This window comes from Billgrantia sp. Q4P2 (genome assembly GCF_052806135.1).
Genome location: NZ_JBRBAI010000004.1, coordinates 72793 through 87449, shown reverse-complemented (window position 1 = coordinate 87449; position 14657 = coordinate 72793). Strand labels below are relative to the sequence as shown.

The following is a 14657-nucleotide window of genomic DNA, read 5'->3' as shown; positions in this document are numbered from 1 at the left end:
GAGACGCCGTGCAGGTAGCGTGAGGATGCGCTAAGCATAAGCGAGGCCCTGCCAGGGCTTTCATCCAATGACAACGAGGGAACGACATGACCCATTACGACAGGCTGGCTTGGTTGGCCTCGTCGGCGCTGATACTTGGTGGCGTCGGCTTGGCCCAAGCGGCCACGCTCGATGACGTTCGCGAGCGGGACCAAGTGCGCTGCGGCGTCAATGCTGCGCAGCCGGGCTTCTCGGCGCTGGACGACGAGGACAATTATCGGGGCCTGGATACCGATGTCTGCCGGGCCGTCGCCGCGGCGGTGCTGGGTGATGCCGGAAAGGTGCAATTCGTGCCGCTGAACTCGGTGGAACGGTTCACGGCCCTGCAGTCGAGCGAAGTGGACGTGCTTTCGCGCACCACGACCTGGACCTCGAGTCGGGATACGACGCTTGGCATCAACTTCACCGGCGTCAGCTACTACGACGGTCAGGCCTTCATGGTGGCCAGCGAACTGGGTGTAGAAAGCGCCACGGAGCTCGATGGTGCCGCGGTGTGTACCCAGTCGGGCACCACCAGCGAACTCAACCTGGCCGACTACTTCCGCACCAACGGCATGGAGTATGAGCCGGTGGTGTTCGATTCGCCGGAGCAGTCGATAGCGGGCTTCGAGACCGGGCGCTGCGACGTGCTCAGCTCCGATGCTTCCCAGCTCTACGCCCAGCGTATGCAGCTGGCCGACCCCGACAGCGCAGTGGTGCTGCCCGAAGTCATCTCCAAGGAGCCGCTGGGGCCTGCCGTACTCCAAGGCGACGACCAGTGGTTCAACATCGTCAAGTGGACGCTGTTCGCCATGCTCAATGCCGAGGAGTTGGGTATCACCCAGGCCAACGTCGATGAGATGCTCGGCTCCGAGGACCCGGACATCGCGCGTCTGCTGGGCCGCGATGGCAACTACGGCGAGGGCATGGGACTCTCCGCCGACTGGGCTTACCGGATCGTCAAGCAGGTGGGCAACTATGGCGAGATGTTCGAGCGCAACGTGGGGGCCGGCTCCGACTTCAATATTGCCCGTGGCCAGAACGCCCTATGGACCGAGGGTGGGCTGCACTATGCGCCACCGGTGCGCTGACAAGCCTGGTTGCACCAAGACGGGGCAGCGGTTCAGGCCGGATCGCCTCCGGCTTGAGCGTTGAATAAGAGTTTTGCCTGCACTATCGCTGCCTTGGAACAAACCTTGCTAAGGTGCAGGCACATGCTCCGGCATGCTGCGTTCAAGAACTCCAAACCATTTACGAGGGATCTTTCATGCGCGACAACAAGAACAAGTGGGTGTTGCTCACTTCCGCAGCGGCACTGGCTCTGGGTACCGCCTCCCTGGCTTCGGCAGACACCCTGCAGAACACCATCGAGCGTGGTGCCGTGCAGTGTGGCGTGAGCGACGGTCTGCCGGGTTTCTCCGCACCGGACGATCAGGGCGAATGGCAGGGGCTTGATGTCGATGTCTGCCGCGCCGTGGCCGCCGCGGTCTTCGGCGATGCCGAGGCGGTACGCTACATCTCGCTGAACGCCGTGGAGCGCTTCACTGCGCTGCAGTCCGGTGAGGTCGATCTGCTCTCGCGCAACACCACCTGGACCACCACCCGCGATACTACCCTGGGCTTGAACTTCGCCGGCGTGAACTTCTACGACGGCATCGGCTTCATGATCAACAAGGACCTGGGTGTTTCCAGTGCCAAGGATCTCGACGGTGCAGCGATCTGTGTCCAGTCCGGCACCACCACCGAGCTGAACGTGGCCGACTACTTCCGTGCCAACGGCATGCAGTTCGACCCGATCGTCTTCGACACCTCCGAGCAGACCGTGGGCGGCTACGAGGCCGGACGCTGCGACGTGCTGACCTCCGACACCTCCCAGCTGGCCGCGCTGCGCATCCAGCTCTCCAACCCGGATCAATCCGTGATCCTGCCGGAAGTCATCTCCAAGGAGCCGCTGGGGCCGGTGGTGCGTCAGGGCGACGACCAGTGGTTCAACATCGTCAAATGGTCGCTGTTCGCCATGCTCAACGCCGAGGAGATGGGCATCACCAGCGAGAACGTCGATGAGATGCGCAACTCCGAAGACCCGGACATCGCCCGCCTGCTGGGTCAGGACGGCAACTACGGTGAGGGCATGGGCCTCGACGCCAACTGGGCCTACAACATCATCAGCCAGGTAGGCAACTACGGCGAAAGCTACGAGCGTAACGTTGGCATGGGTTCACCGCTGCAGATCGAGCGCGGCATCAACGCGCTGTGGACCGAGGGCGGCATCCAGTACGCTCCGCCGGTTCGCTGATCGTACCGCCCGGGGCATCGCGAGGTGCCCCGATCCTCGTACTGGCCCCGGCCCGGATACACCCCGGGCCGGTTGGCTGATACCTGCTTGACGGATCCAGGCGGAGAGTTCCTTCATGTCCGTTCGACCCAAGGCCCAATCCATAGGCCCCAAACCGCCTTTCTGGCGCGATCGCGCCAAGCGGGCGTTGATCTTCCAGGCCCTGCTGATCGCTGCGGTGGTGGCCTTCCTGCTCTACATCATCGGCAACACCCAGGCCAACCTGGCCGCTCGCGGCATCACCACCGGCTTCGGCTTTTTGACCAATACCGCTGGTTTCGGCATCGTCCAGAGCCTGATCGACTACTCGTCGCAGAGCACCTACGGCCGAACCTTCCTGGTGGGCCTGCTCAACACCCTGCTGGTTTCCGCGCTGGGGATCATCGCGGCAACCATCATTGGTTTCATCGTCGGCATCGCCCGGCTTTCACCCAACTGGCTGATCGCGAGGCTGGCCAACGGCTATATAGAAATTTTCCGCAACATCCCGCTGCTGCTGCAGATCTTCTTCTGGTACTTCGCCGTTCTGCGCGCCATGCCCTCGGCGCGGGACAGCTACTCCCTCGGCGAGGTGATCTTTCTCAACGTGCGCGGCCTCTATGTGCCGGAGCCGCTGTTCGAGTCCGGCTTCGGCCTGATTCCCCTGGCCTTTGGCGTGGCCATCGTGGCCAGCATCGCGCTGACGATCTGGAACAAGCGCCGCCATGAGGCGACCGGCAAGCGACTGCCGGCGGGTTGGATCTCGCTGGGCCTGATCGTCGGCCTGCCACTGCTGGTGCTGGTGGCAACTGGCGTGCCGGTCACCTGGGACGTGCCGGAGCTGCGCGGTTTCAACTTCCGCGGTGGCTTTACCATCATCCCCGAATTCCTGGCCCTATGGCTGGCGCTGTCGATCTACACGGCGTCGTTCATCGCCGAAATCGTGCGCTCCGGTATCCAGGCGATTCCCCACGGCCAGACCGAGGCGGCCCAGGCGCTCAGCCTGCCGCAGAACCTGGTGCTGCGCCTGGTGGTGGTACCTCAGGCCCTGCGCGTGATCATCCCGCCGCTGACCAGCCAGTATCTCAACCTGATCAAGAACTCCTCACTGGCCACGGCCATCGGCTATCCGGACCTGGTCTCGGTGTTCGCCGGTACGACCCTCAACCAGACGGGCCAGGCAATAGAGGTCATCGCCATGACCATGGCGGTCTATCTCACCATCAGCCTGCTGGTGTCGATGTTCATGAACTGGTTCAACGCCCGCGTGGCGCTGGTGGAACGCTAGGAGAGGCGCCATGACGATTCAATACAAGATGATCGAGGCGCGACCGGCGCCGAAGAACACGGTAGGGCCAGTGGCCTGGCTGCGGGCCAACCTGTTCAGCGGTCCGGTGAACAGCTTCTTCACCCTACTGGGGATCTATCTGCTCTACCTGCTGCTGACGCCAACGATCCAGTGGGCCTTCATCAACGCCGACTGGATCGGCACCACGCGTGACGATTGCTCCCGCGAAGGGGCCTGCTGGGTGTTCGTCAGCGCCCGTTTCACCCAGTTCATCTATGGACTCTATCCTCGCGGCGAGATCTGGCGGGTCGATGTGACCTTCGTCACCTTTGCCGCCCTGATCGCCTGGCTGGCGCTGCCGCGGCTGCCGTTCAAGCGCTGGGTGGCGCTGGCAACGCTGGTGGCGTTCCCGATCTTCGCCTACTTCATGCTCTACGGAGGCCACTTCGGCCTGCCTCTGGTGCCGACCCACCGCTGGGGTGGCCTGATGCTGACCCTGGTGCTGGCCGTGGTGGGCATGGTCGGGGCATTGCCGATCGGTATCCTGCTGGCCTTGGGTCGCCGCTCGCAGATGCCCATCGTCAAGAGCTTCTGCGTGGTGTTCATCGAGTTCTGGCGCGGTGTGCCGCTGATCACGGTGCTGTTCATGGCCTCGGTGATGCTGCCGCTGTTCATGCCGACCGGCGTGAGCGTCGACCGCCTGATCCGGGCCTTCATCGGCATCACCCTGTTCCAGAGCGCCTACATGGCCGAGGTCATCCGCGGCGGGCTGCAGGCCATTCCCCGTGGCCAGGAGGAGGCGGCGGCGGCGCTGGGCATGAACTACTGGATGCGCATGGGCCTGATCGTACTGCCTCAGGCGCTGAAGATGATGATTCCCGGTATCGTCAACACCTTCATCTCGCTGTTCAAGGACACCACCCTGGTCATGATCATCGGGCTGTTCGACCTGTTGGGCATCGTGCAGGCAGCGCTGTCGGATTCCCGCTGGCTGGGCTTCTCCCTGGAAGGCTACGTGTTCGCCGCGTTCATGTTCTGGATCTTCTGCTTCAGCATGTCGCGCTACAGTCAATATTTGGAAAGAAAACTGCATACCGGCCATAAGCGGTAAGGACGAATAAGATGAACGAACAGGCAACCCAGGCCGGCGCCGAGACCCTGATGGTCGAGATGCGCGGCGTCAACAAGTGGTACGGCGACTTCCACGTACTTCGCGACATCAACCTCGAAGTGAAGAGCGGCGAGCGGATCGTCATCTGCGGGCCCTCGGGCTCGGGCAAGTCGACCCTGATCCGCTGCATCAACCATCTCGAGGAGCACCAGGCCGGCGAGATCGTGGTGGGCGGCGTGCCGCTGACCCAGGACGTCAAGCGCATCGAGCAGATCCGCCGCAGCGTGGGCATGGTATTCCAGCACTTCAACCTCTTTCCGCACCTCACGGTGCTGGAGAACTGCTGCCTGGCGCAGAAATGGGTGCAGAAGAAGCCGCGTCGCGAGGCGGAGCGGCTCGCCATGCAGTACCTGGAGCGGGTCAAGATCGCCGAGCAGGCGAAGAAATATCCCGGCCAGCTCTCCGGCGGTCAGCAACAGCGCGTGGCGATTGCCCGCTCGCTGTGCATGCACCCCGACGTGATGCTGTTCGACGAGCCCACCTCGGCACTCGACCCGGAGATGATCAAGGAGGTGCTCGACGTCATGGTGGAACTGGCGGAAGAGGGCATGACCATGCTCTGCGTGACCCACGAGATGGGCTTCGCCAAGACCGTGGCCGACCGCGTGATCTTCATGGACCAGGGGCAGATCATAGAGGAGAACGCGCCGGAACCCTTCTTCAACAACCCGCAGTCCGAGCGTACCCAGCTCTTCCTCAGCCAGATCCTGGGCCACTGAGGGTGGGTTCCGCCGGGTCCGCGTCGTTCTGCGGGCCCGGCGGAGTGCCGTGTTGTCCAAACATCAGCACCCGGTTGCGTCCGGCGTGCTTGGCGGCGTAGAGCGCCTGGTCGGCCTGGGCGGTGGCCAGCGCCTGGGCGTGCTGCGGGTCTTGCCCATGGGGCAGTCTGGCGATGCCGATGCTGAGGGTGATGTCGATATGGCGGGTCTTCGCGTCGCCGGCAAGCGACTGTAGGGGAAAGGAGCTATCGGCAACGCTGGCCCGTAGACGCTCGCCCAGTTGCAGCGCCTGGGCGTCGTCGAGGCCACCGACGAGAATCGCGAACTCCTCCCCGCCCACGCGGGCCAGCACGTCCTGACCACGCAACTCGTTGCCCAATTGGGTGGTCAGCAGCTTCAACAATGCATCGCCTGCGGGGTGTCCGTAGCAATCGTTGATCAGCTTGAAGTTGTCGATATCCAGCAACAGCAGGTGGCAGGGACCGGCGGAGGTACTGCCCAGGATCGCCTTCAAGTGACGCGTGAGTCCGCGCCGATTCATCACGCCGGTGAGTTCGTCGTATTCGGCGGCGATCATGGCACGCTCTTCGCCCTGTTTGCGCCGGGTGATGTCGATGACCAGGCCCGAGGCAATACTGAGCCGGTTGCTCTCATCGAAGGCCAGTTCAGCGACGATCTCGTGCCAGCGCATCGGCTCCTTGGCGCTGCGAAGCCGGACATCGAGACGGCAGCTCCGCCGAGAGCGGGCCAGGCATTCGCGCAGCTGCGCCCACAGGCGCTGGCGGTCGGCCGGGACGATGTGTGCCAGCAGGCGGCGTAGCGGCAGGCGGGCGTAGTCGTCGGGATAGCCCAGCGTGCGCAGCAGGGCGCGGGAGCACCAGGTCGATCCGCTGTGCAGGTCGACCTCCCAGATGCCGCAGTCGGCCACCTGCTGAAAGAGCTCCAACTGGCGCCGCCGGCTGGAGAGCTGGTGTCGATAGATGGCCGAGGCGATCAACTCGGCACCGACGACCAGGGCATCGAGACCGGTACCTTCCCAGTCGAGCGGTCGCTCGCAGTCGTCAATTCCCAGCGTGCCCCACCAGCGACCGTTCACCATGATGGGCACCGTGACCATCGAGCATATCCGTTGGCTTTCGAGGTTTTCGCGCAGCGGCCCGTTTGCCATCCGCTCGGTAATGAAGCGCTGTGCCACGCCACGCTGGCGCTCCTCGACCATCCGCTGATAGATCGGGTCGTCAAAGAGGGTGGAGAAGAAGCGGAAACGCTTGTGAGTGAGCTGGCGATAGCGCGGCGCGGCCGCCCATTCGAACACGTAGTCCTGAATGACGGCGTCATCCTGCAACTCGAGGAGTTGGAAGATCCACACGCGGCTGGCGCCGGAGGCCCGGCCGATCTCGCCCAGCAAGGCATCGACGCCGTCACCCCAGAAGCGCCCCTTCATCAGCGCCTGGCTGCCCCTGGCGAGGGCGGCGAGGAGGCGCTTGGCGTCGGGGTGGACCGGTACCGGCATGAGAAAGCTCATCCATCAGGCGGTAGGCCGATCATAACAGGGCTTTACATTCGGCTTACATAGCAACTTGCCTAGCGAATAGGCTAAGTTGCCATTGCAGATGCTCAGGTGCTTCCCTGGGGCTTGAGGGGCTCGGCGGGGCGTGTCACGCGAGCATTGCCCAAAACGCTGGGCTCGATTTCCACCGGGCGTGCCTCGCTGGTCCAGGCTGCCTGGCTGTCGTGTACGGCCGGCCGGCGCTCGAACGAGCGGGTGACCATGTCGCCAGGGGCAAAGCCGACCCGGGTACCCAGGTGGTGGGGTAGCAGGCAGAGCTCGACGACCAGGCGCAGGCCCAAGGTCGCGGCCAGCCAGAGTCCGGCGCCCAGCGCCAGGCTGGGCCAGGCGTAGCTCCAATCGACGCTGGCGAGCCAGGGTGTGCGCGGCATCAGCCACATCGCTGCGCCAGCCAGCAGACCGAGCTGGAGCACGAAATGGCTGAAGAGCAGGACGCCGCGGGACAGCGGGCGGCGGGGAAACAGGAACTGTCGCATCGGGCTCCTCCCGTTGACGCATCGCAGTACGATGAACTGGCCGACATCCCTGCCGACGATTCGATGCTAACCCAGATTGCGACGAGCGTCAGCCGTTACGTTGGGGCACTCGCTCAGTCGGGCATAGTTTAGTCGAGCATCGTGATGCTGGCGGGAAGCAGCGGCTCGCGAAGACGATGCTCGCTCAGCAGACGGCCTTCGAGGGCGGTCAGCATGATCTGCAGCGGGTCGCCGTGACTCACCAGCAGAATGGTTTCGTCGCGCAGCGCCTGTTCCAGCGAGGCGACCACGCCCTGCATGCGGGCGGCGACACTGGTCACGCTTTCGACGCCGTATTCGCGATGCTCCGGGTCGCGAGCGTCATGCGCCCAGACATCGGGGTAAAGACTATCCGCCAAGCCCTCGAAATCACCGAAGTCGCGTTCGCGCAGGCGTGGCTCGGGCTGCAGCGCGAGGCCGAAGCGAGCGGCCACTCGCCTGGCGGTTTCGGTGGTGCGCAGGAAATCGGAATGCAGGATGCGGGTCGGTGCCGGCCAGCGCCATTCGGCGAGCAGCGCTTCCAGCTGCGCCTCACCCTGCTCGGAGAGGCCGAACGAGGTGAGTCCCCGGGCCGGTGTGCTGATGATCAAGTGCCGTGCATTGGCCTGGCTATGGCCGTGCCGCATCAGCAGGTAGCGGTTGTTGCGTTGACCCGGGGCGGGGTGAAATCGGTTTGACATCGTATTGTCACACTACCTAGATTGGTGGTTAGTTTCGTTTGTGATCATTATGGCATGCGCATGTTCGCTTCCGAGCAGGATGGGCGGGATCACCCAAGTCATTCGATCCTGCCATAATGCTTATGACGACATCGACTCAAATAATTACAGTGATACAGAGAGACACGCCAATGACAATGTCCAAGATATTCGGCCGTTCCCCCTTCGCCACCCTGGCCTTCACCTCGCTATTGCCGCTGACCCTGCTGGTGTCGGCCCAGGCCCAGGCCGACTGCCCCCGCGGCGACCTGGATGACCTCTACTGCGATGAAGATGGCAACATGGTTGCCGACCGCCCCACCGACGAGTCGCAATGGGCCAACCCCGATACGCTGATCTTCGCCTACACTCCGGTGGAGGATCCGGCGATCTACTCCGACATCTGGCAGCCCTTCATCGACCACTTGCAGGAGGTGACCGGACGCAACGTGCGCTTCTTCGCCGTGCAGTCCAACTCGGCACAGGTCGAGGCCATGCGCAGCGGACGGCTGCACATCGCCGGCTTCTCCACCGGCCCGACACCGTTCGCCGTGAACCTGGCAGGAGCGGTACCTTTCGCGCTGATGGGCTCCGACGACGGCCAGTTCGGCTACACCCTGCAGGTGTTCACCCACGTCGATTCCGATATCGAGGAGATGGAGGATCTCAAGGGCAAGCGCGTCGCGCATACCTCGCCGACCTCAAACTCCGGCAACCAGGCGCCGCGCGCCCTGTTCCCGGAACTCGGCATCGTGCCCGACGAGGATTACGAGGTGGTCTACTCGGGCAGCCACGACCAGTCGATGCTCGGCGTAGTCGCCCGCGACTACGATGCCGCCCCGGTGGCCTCCGAGGTGGTCGAGCGCATGGCGGCGCGGGGGCTCTACGACGAGGAGGATGTGCGGTTGATCTACGAATCCGATCGCTTCCCCACCACCTCCTACAACTACGCTCACAACCTGCATCCCGATCTGGTCGAGAAGATCGAGGAGGCCTTCTTCTCCTTCGACTTCGCCGGCACCGCGCTGGGCGACGAATTCGAGGGCGTGGAGAAGTTCATCCCGATCAACTACCAGGAGCACTGGGAGGTCATCCGCACCATCCAGGCCGCCAACGACGTGCGCTACACCCGCGAGGACCTGGAGCAGGAGTGAGCCTGGCGAATGCTGGGGCCCTCGGCATGACCGGGGGCGCTCCTTTTCCTGTGACGTGAGGTGGTTGAATGCTGGAGATTTCGAAACTGGTCAAGCGCTACGGCCGTGACAAGCCGGTGCTCGAGGGGCTGGACCTGGTAGTGAAAGGCAGCAGCGTGGTGTCCATCGTCGGTGCCTCCGGGGCCGGCAAGAGCACCATGTTGCGCTGTATCAACCGGTTGGTGGAGCCGACCTCCGGCTCGATCAAGCTCAACGGTGCCGAGCTGGTCAATCTGCGAGGACGCGAGTTGCGCCGGGCCCGGCGCAAGATCGGCATGGTGTTCCAGGGCTTCAACCTGATCGACCGGCTCACGGTGATGGAGAACGTGCTGGCTGGGCGGCTCGGCTACGTCAACCTGTTCCAGGCGATCACGCGGCGCTATCCCCAGAGCGATATCGAGCGCGCCTTCCAGTTGATGGAGCGGGTGGGCATCGCCCACTACGCCAACAAGCGCGCCGACGAGCTTTCGGGCGGCGAGCGCCAGCGCGTCGGAGTGGTACGGGCGCTGATGCAGGAACCCGAGATCCTGCTGGCCGACGAGCCGACGGCCTCGCTCGACCCGCGCACCTCCGAGCAGATCATGAAACTGCTGCAGAGTCTCGCCAGCGAACTCTCGCTGCCGGTGCTGATCAACATCCACAACGTGGCCCAGGCCAAGGCCTACACCGAACGCATCGTCGGGTTGCGTCACGGCAGGATGATCTTCGATGGCCTGCCAGCCGATTTCGACAAGGAGGCGCTGGACGCCATCTACGGCGGCATCGAGACGGCAGAGGAGGAGATCACCGAGGAGCCCGGACGAGCGACGCAAGGGGTGGCGCATGACTCGACCTGACCGTACGGCCTTGCCACACACCTGGCGCAAGCCGCCCTTCATCGCCAACCCGGTGCTGCGTTATGGGCTGTGGCTGGTGGTGATCGTCTATCTGGTGTGGGCCTTCGGCTCGCTGCCGTTCAACTGGGCGCGCATCAGCGAAGGCCTGCCGCGGGCGGCACGCATCTTCGGCGGTGGTTTTCCGCCCAGCTTCGAACGCAGCGGCCTGCTGATCACCGGCTTCAAGGAGAGCTTTCAGATCGCCATCCTGGCGACGTTGCTGGGGGTAGCACTGTCGATTCCCTTTGCGGTGATGGCGGCCAAGAATGTCGCCCCCAAGCCCATCTATCTGCTCGGTCGCGCGGTAATCATCGTCTCGCGCAGCTTCCATCCAGTGATCGTCGCCATCCTGTTCGTTGCCGCGGTCGGCTTCGGTCCCCTGGCCGGCATCCTCACGCTGACGATCTATTCGATCGGCTTCGTCGGCAAGCTGTTGGCGGAAGAGATCGAGGAGATCGACTGGGGCCAGGTGGAGGCGATGAAGGCCGCCGGGGCGGGCTACCTCGCCACCCTGGTCTACGCCGTGTTCCCGCAGATCCTGCCGCGCCAGGTGGGGCTCTCCATGTACCAGCTCGACAGCAACCTGCGCGCTTCGGCAGTGGTCGGCATCGTCGGCGCCGGTGGCATCGGCGGCACCCTGATGAATGCCTTCGGCCGCTACGACTACGATTTCGCCTTCGCGATCCTGATCACGATCATCGCCGTGATCCTGGTCAGTGAAGGCATCAGCGGCTGGGTGAGGAAGAAGATATGGTAGATCATGCCGGAGCCTTGGCCGACCGCGTGTGGCAGCGCTACGACCGCAAGCAGCGCCTGATTCGCTACGCCGTGCTGCTGGCCACCGTGATGGTGGTCTACTGGGCGGTACGTGACATCGACATCTTCTGGCCCTGGGTATGGGACGCGCCGAATCAGATATCGAGCCTCGGGGCGCGCATGTGGCCACCCGATCCCTCGCGGCTGGCGGCCATCACCAACGCATTGCTCGAGACGGTGCATATCGCCACGCTGGCCACCGTGTTGACCATCTTCATCGCCCTGCCGGTCTCCTACATCGCCGCTCAGAACACTACCCCCAACCGCGCCTGCCTGTGGCTGGGCCGCTTCATCCTGGTCGCCAGCCGTTCGGTGAACACCATCATCTGGGCACTGCTGTTCGTGGCCATTTTCGGCCCGGGGGTGCTGGCGGGAATATTGGCCATCATGTTCCGCTCGGTGGGCTTCATCGGCAAGCTGATGGGCGAGGCGATCGAGGAGATCGACCGCCGCCCGGTGGAGGCCATGGAAGCCACCGGTGCCTCCAAGGCCAAGGTGATCGCCTACGCCGTCGTGCCGCAGGTGATGCCGGCCTTCTTCGCCATCGTCATCCTGCGCTGGGACATCAACATCCGCGAATCGACGGTTCTGGGGCTGGTGGGTGCCGGTGGCATCGGGGTGATCCTGCAGGGGGCGATCGATACCTTTGCCTGGCCCACCGTGGCCACCATCCTGATCGCCATCATCGTGCTGGTGCTGATCGGCGAGGCAGTGACGGGGCTTCTCCGGCGCAAGGTACTCTAGTCGATTGACCCTGAAAGGTCGGGAGTCGGTTGACCCTGGAGGGTCTGGTTGCCATGTTGAAGGAAGAAAGCCCGCAACGGGATTGGCGGGCTTTTCCTTCAACTCGACTCAAGGAGAGGCTATGACAACGTATATCGTGGTGGCGGATGCGGCTCGCGCGCGCGTGTTCACCCGCGAGGCGCTCAAGCTGGAGGAGAGGGAGAGCCTGGTGCATGCCGAAGGGCGCCTGCACGAGGGGGATCTGGTCACTGGCGCCACGGGTAGCGTCGACGAGTCGATGGCTCATACGCGACGCGCCAGTCGCGGCGACAGCGTTGCCCTGGACCACGAGGCGGAGATCTTCGCCAAGCAGATCGCCGAACGCATCTACAAGGCCCGGGTAGACAACAGCCTGGACAAGCTGATACTCGTCGCCCCGCCTCGCTTCCTGGGTGTGCTGCGCGACAAGCTCGACGGACCATCCAGCAAGCTGATCATCCACACCCTGGACAAGGACCTGTCCAAGGCGCCGCTGAACGATATTCAGGAGGCCGTCAGCGATATGCGCTGATCGCGCCGAGACTTTCGTCTCAAGGCGCGGGCGTTCTTGCCGATAGAGTGAGCATGGCTGCGAAGTTTTCTTCGCTGCCACTTGCTTCCTACTTCAGCGAGAGCGCCCATGCACCTCAGATCGATCCGCCAGTTCGTGGTCCTGCTGGCCGGCCCCTGCCTGTTGACCGTGGTCGGGGTACTGGTCATCTACGGCCTGTTCTCTTCGGCACGTACCCAGCAAACCGTCGAGGCCCATACCCGTGAGCTGCTCGAAGGGGCCGTGGACGAGCGCTTGGCGGTGCTGGCGAATGCCGAGGCCGGGCGTATCCAGCGTGAACTCGAGCATGCGCTGACGCTGGCCACCCAACTGGCCGACACCAATGCGCTGATGGGTCAGCGGGACGCCGGCGGTCGCCGTGCTCTCTCCCTGAGCCGGCGCGAACTCTCCAATCTGGTTCGCCAGACCGTCGTCGAGAACCCCTCGCTGCTGGACGCCTTCATCGGCTGGGAGCCCGACGCCTTCGGCCGCGATGCGTTGCATGCCGATCTCGGCGAGAGCGAGGGCTACGATGGCAGTGGGCGCTTCATGCCCTGGTGGTACCGTACCGGGGAGGGCGGCGTCGAGGTGCTGCCGCTGGGCGAGACGATGGAGAGCACCACGCCACTCGCCAGCGGCGTGCGCGAGGGTGAGTACTACCTCTGCCCGCGTGAGACGCTCGCGCCCTGCATCATCGACCCGGCACCCTACGACTACGGCGGCGAGACGCTGCTGGTCACCTCGTTCAACGTGCCGATCCTGGTCGACGGTGCATTCCGTGGTGTGGCCGGCGTCGACCTGGCGCTCGACTTCATCCAGGCGCTGCTGCTCGAGGCCAACCAGGCGCTCTATGGCGGTGCGGGCGAGATGGCGCTGGTGGCGGGGCGCGGTGGCCTGGTAGCCCATACCGCCAATGCCGAGCGGCTCGGCGCCGCGGCGAGCGAGGCGTTCGACAGCGAGGTGCTCGGTGCCATCGACCGGGCGCAGTCACAGGGGGCCAGCGTAAGCCAGGCGCGGGAGGGCATGCTGGAGCGCTATCAGCCGTTCACCATCGGCGCAAGCGAAGCGCCCTGGACGCTGCTGATCCGCTTGCCCGAGGAGGCGGTGATGGCCGAGCTGGCAACGCTGCAGGAGGTGTTGGGCGAGCAACGTCGCGCCGATACCCTGGGCATGGCGCTGGTCGGCCTGATGCTGGCGGCGCTGGGTCTCGCGGCGCTGTGGTGGATCGGTACCCGGGTCTCGCGGCCGCTGCGCCTGTTGGCCGATCGCATGCGCGAGATCGCCAGCGGAGACGGCGACCTGACCCAGCGCTTGCCGGTGCGCGGGCGCGACGAGAGCGGCAAGCTCGCCACCCAGTTCAATGCCTTCGTCGACAAGATCCACGACGTGCTGCTCGACGTGCGTGACAGTAGCGAATCGGTACACCTGGCGGCCAGCGAGATCGCCAACGGCGGCGAGGACCTGTCGCGGCGTACCGAGCAGGCCGCCGCCAGCCTGCAGCAGACCTCGGCCTCGATGGAGCAGATATCCGCCACCGTCGAGCACACTTCGGCCTCCTCACGCGAGGCCAACGGCCTGTCGAAGTCGGCCGCCGAGGTTGCCCATCGCTCGGGCGAGGCGGTCGGCCAGGTGGTGGAGACCATGCAGGAGATCAGCCGTTCATCGGAAAAGATCGGCGAGATCGTCAAGGTGATCGACGGCATCGCCTTCCAGACCAACCTGCTGGCGCTCAACGCTTCGGTCGAAGCGGCCCGGGCCGGCGAGCACGGCCGCGGCTTCGCCGTGGTCGCCGGCGAGGTGCGTCAGCTCGCCACCCGCAGCGCCGAGGCCTCGCGCGACATTCGTGCGCTGATCGAGGCCTCCAGCCAGCGCGTCATCACCGGCACCGAGCTGGTTGGCCGCGCCGGCGAGAGCATGGGCGAGCTGATGGCCAGCGTGAACCGGGTAGCCAACATGCTCGGCGAAATCAGCATGGCTGCCGGAGAGCAGAGCGACGGCATCGGCCAGGTCAGCGTGGCCGTGGCCGACCTCGACCGCACGATCCAGCAGAACGCGGCACTCGTGGTGGAGTCCACCACCGCCGCCGAACAGCTCAGCGAGCAGGCCGACCGCCTGGCCCAGGTCGTCGGCGGTTTCCGGCTGCGTGATCGCTGACGGGCAGAGGGGCG

14 protein-coding genes are annotated in these 14657 nt (G+C 64.6%); 11 read left to right on the top strand and 3 right to left on the bottom strand.

Annotated features, from left to right (window positions below):
- The first annotated feature begins 86 nt into the window (after positions 1 to 86).
- The 5 genes from ACUY1T_RS08325 (at position 87) to ACUY1T_RS08305 (ending at position 5510) form a co-directional block, all read left to right on the top strand.
- Positions 87 to 1109, top strand: coding sequence for an amino acid ABC transporter substrate-binding protein (locus ACUY1T_RS08325; RefSeq protein ID WP_446021769.1), 1023 nt, complete (start codon positions 87 to 89; stop codon positions 1107 to 1109).
- A gap of 176 nt (positions 1110 to 1285) precedes the next feature.
- Positions 1286 to 2314, top strand: coding sequence for an amino acid ABC transporter substrate-binding protein (locus tag ACUY1T_RS08320; RefSeq protein WP_446021767.1), 1029 nt, complete (start codon positions 1286 to 1288; stop codon positions 2312 to 2314).
- 115 nt (positions 2315 to 2429) lie between these two features.
- Positions 2430 to 3620 carry an amino acid ABC transporter permease gene (locus ACUY1T_RS08315; RefSeq protein ID WP_446021766.1) on the top strand — a complete coding sequence of 397 codons (1191 nt, stop codon included), beginning with the start codon at positions 2430 to 2432 and terminating at the stop codon, positions 3618 to 3620.
- A gap of 10 nt (positions 3621 to 3630) precedes the next feature.
- Positions 3631 to 4731, top strand: coding sequence for an amino acid ABC transporter permease (locus ACUY1T_RS08310; protein WP_446021765.1), 1101 nt, complete (start codon positions 3631 to 3633; stop codon positions 4729 to 4731).
- Positions 4732 to 4781: 50 nt separating this feature from the next.
- A complete protein-coding gene (locus tag ACUY1T_RS08305; protein ID WP_446022434.1) occupies positions 4782 to 5510 on the top strand; it encodes an amino acid ABC transporter ATP-binding protein in 729 nt (242 codons plus the stop codon).
- Here ACUY1T_RS08305 and ACUY1T_RS08300 read toward each other — a convergent pair.
- The 3 genes from ACUY1T_RS08300 to ACUY1T_RS08290 all read right to left on the bottom strand — a co-directional run bounded on the left by ACUY1T_RS08300 (position 5488) and on the right by ACUY1T_RS08290 (position 8275).
- Positions 5488 to 7023 (bottom strand): diguanylate cyclase domain-containing protein, encoded by a 1536-nt coding sequence (locus tag ACUY1T_RS08300; protein ID WP_446021763.1) that lies wholly within the window; start codon positions 7021 to 7023, stop codon positions 5488 to 5490. The genes ACUY1T_RS08305 and ACUY1T_RS08300 overlap by 23 nt on opposite strands.
- Positions 7024 to 7127: 104 nt before the next feature.
- Complete coding sequence (locus tag ACUY1T_RS08295) at positions 7128 to 7556, bottom strand: hypothetical protein (protein WP_446021761.1); 429 nt, start codon at positions 7554 to 7556, stop codon at positions 7128 to 7130.
- A gap of 128 nt (positions 7557 to 7684) precedes the next feature.
- Entirely contained in the window at positions 7685 to 8275 is a 591-nt protein-coding gene (locus ACUY1T_RS08290; RefSeq protein WP_446021759.1) for a histidine phosphatase family protein, read from the bottom strand.
- Between the two features lie 170 nt (positions 8276 to 8445).
- Between ACUY1T_RS08290 and phnD the strand changes: the two genes are divergently transcribed.
- The 6 genes from phnD (at position 8446) to ACUY1T_RS08260 (ending at position 14643) form a co-directional block, all read left to right on the top strand.
- Positions 8446 to 9447 carry a phosphate/phosphite/phosphonate ABC transporter substrate-binding protein gene (phnD, locus tag ACUY1T_RS08285; protein ID WP_446021757.1) on the top strand — a complete coding sequence of 334 codons (1002 nt, stop codon included), beginning with the start codon at positions 8446 to 8448 and terminating at the stop codon, positions 9445 to 9447.
- A gap of 68 nt (positions 9448 to 9515) precedes the next feature.
- Positions 9516 to 10322: a phosphonate ABC transporter ATP-binding protein gene (gene phnC, locus ACUY1T_RS08280; RefSeq protein ID WP_446021755.1), complete on the top strand. Its 807-nt coding sequence runs from the start codon at positions 9516 to 9518 to the stop codon at positions 10320 to 10322.
- Entirely contained in the window at positions 10309 to 11118 is an 810-nt protein-coding gene (phnE, locus tag ACUY1T_RS08275; RefSeq protein WP_446021753.1) for a phosphonate ABC transporter, permease protein PhnE, read from the top strand. The genes phnC and phnE (ACUY1T_RS08275) overlap by 14 nt, the downstream gene beginning before the upstream one ends.
- Complete coding sequence (gene phnE, locus ACUY1T_RS08270) at positions 11112 to 11921, top strand: phosphonate ABC transporter, permease protein PhnE (protein WP_446021751.1); 810 nt, start codon at positions 11112 to 11114, stop codon at positions 11919 to 11921. The genes phnE (ACUY1T_RS08275) and phnE (ACUY1T_RS08270) overlap by 7 nt, the downstream gene beginning before the upstream one ends.
- A gap of 121 nt (positions 11922 to 12042) precedes the next feature.
- On the top strand, positions 12043 to 12471 hold the full coding sequence (locus ACUY1T_RS08265) for a host attachment protein (RefSeq protein WP_446021750.1): 429 nt from the start codon (positions 12043 to 12045) through the stop codon (positions 12469 to 12471).
- Positions 12472 to 12579: 108 nt separating this feature from the next.
- Positions 12580 to 14643, top strand: coding sequence for a methyl-accepting chemotaxis protein (locus ACUY1T_RS08260; RefSeq protein ID WP_446021748.1), 2064 nt, complete (start codon positions 12580 to 12582; stop codon positions 14641 to 14643).
- Positions 14644 to 14657: the final 14 nt, after the last annotated feature.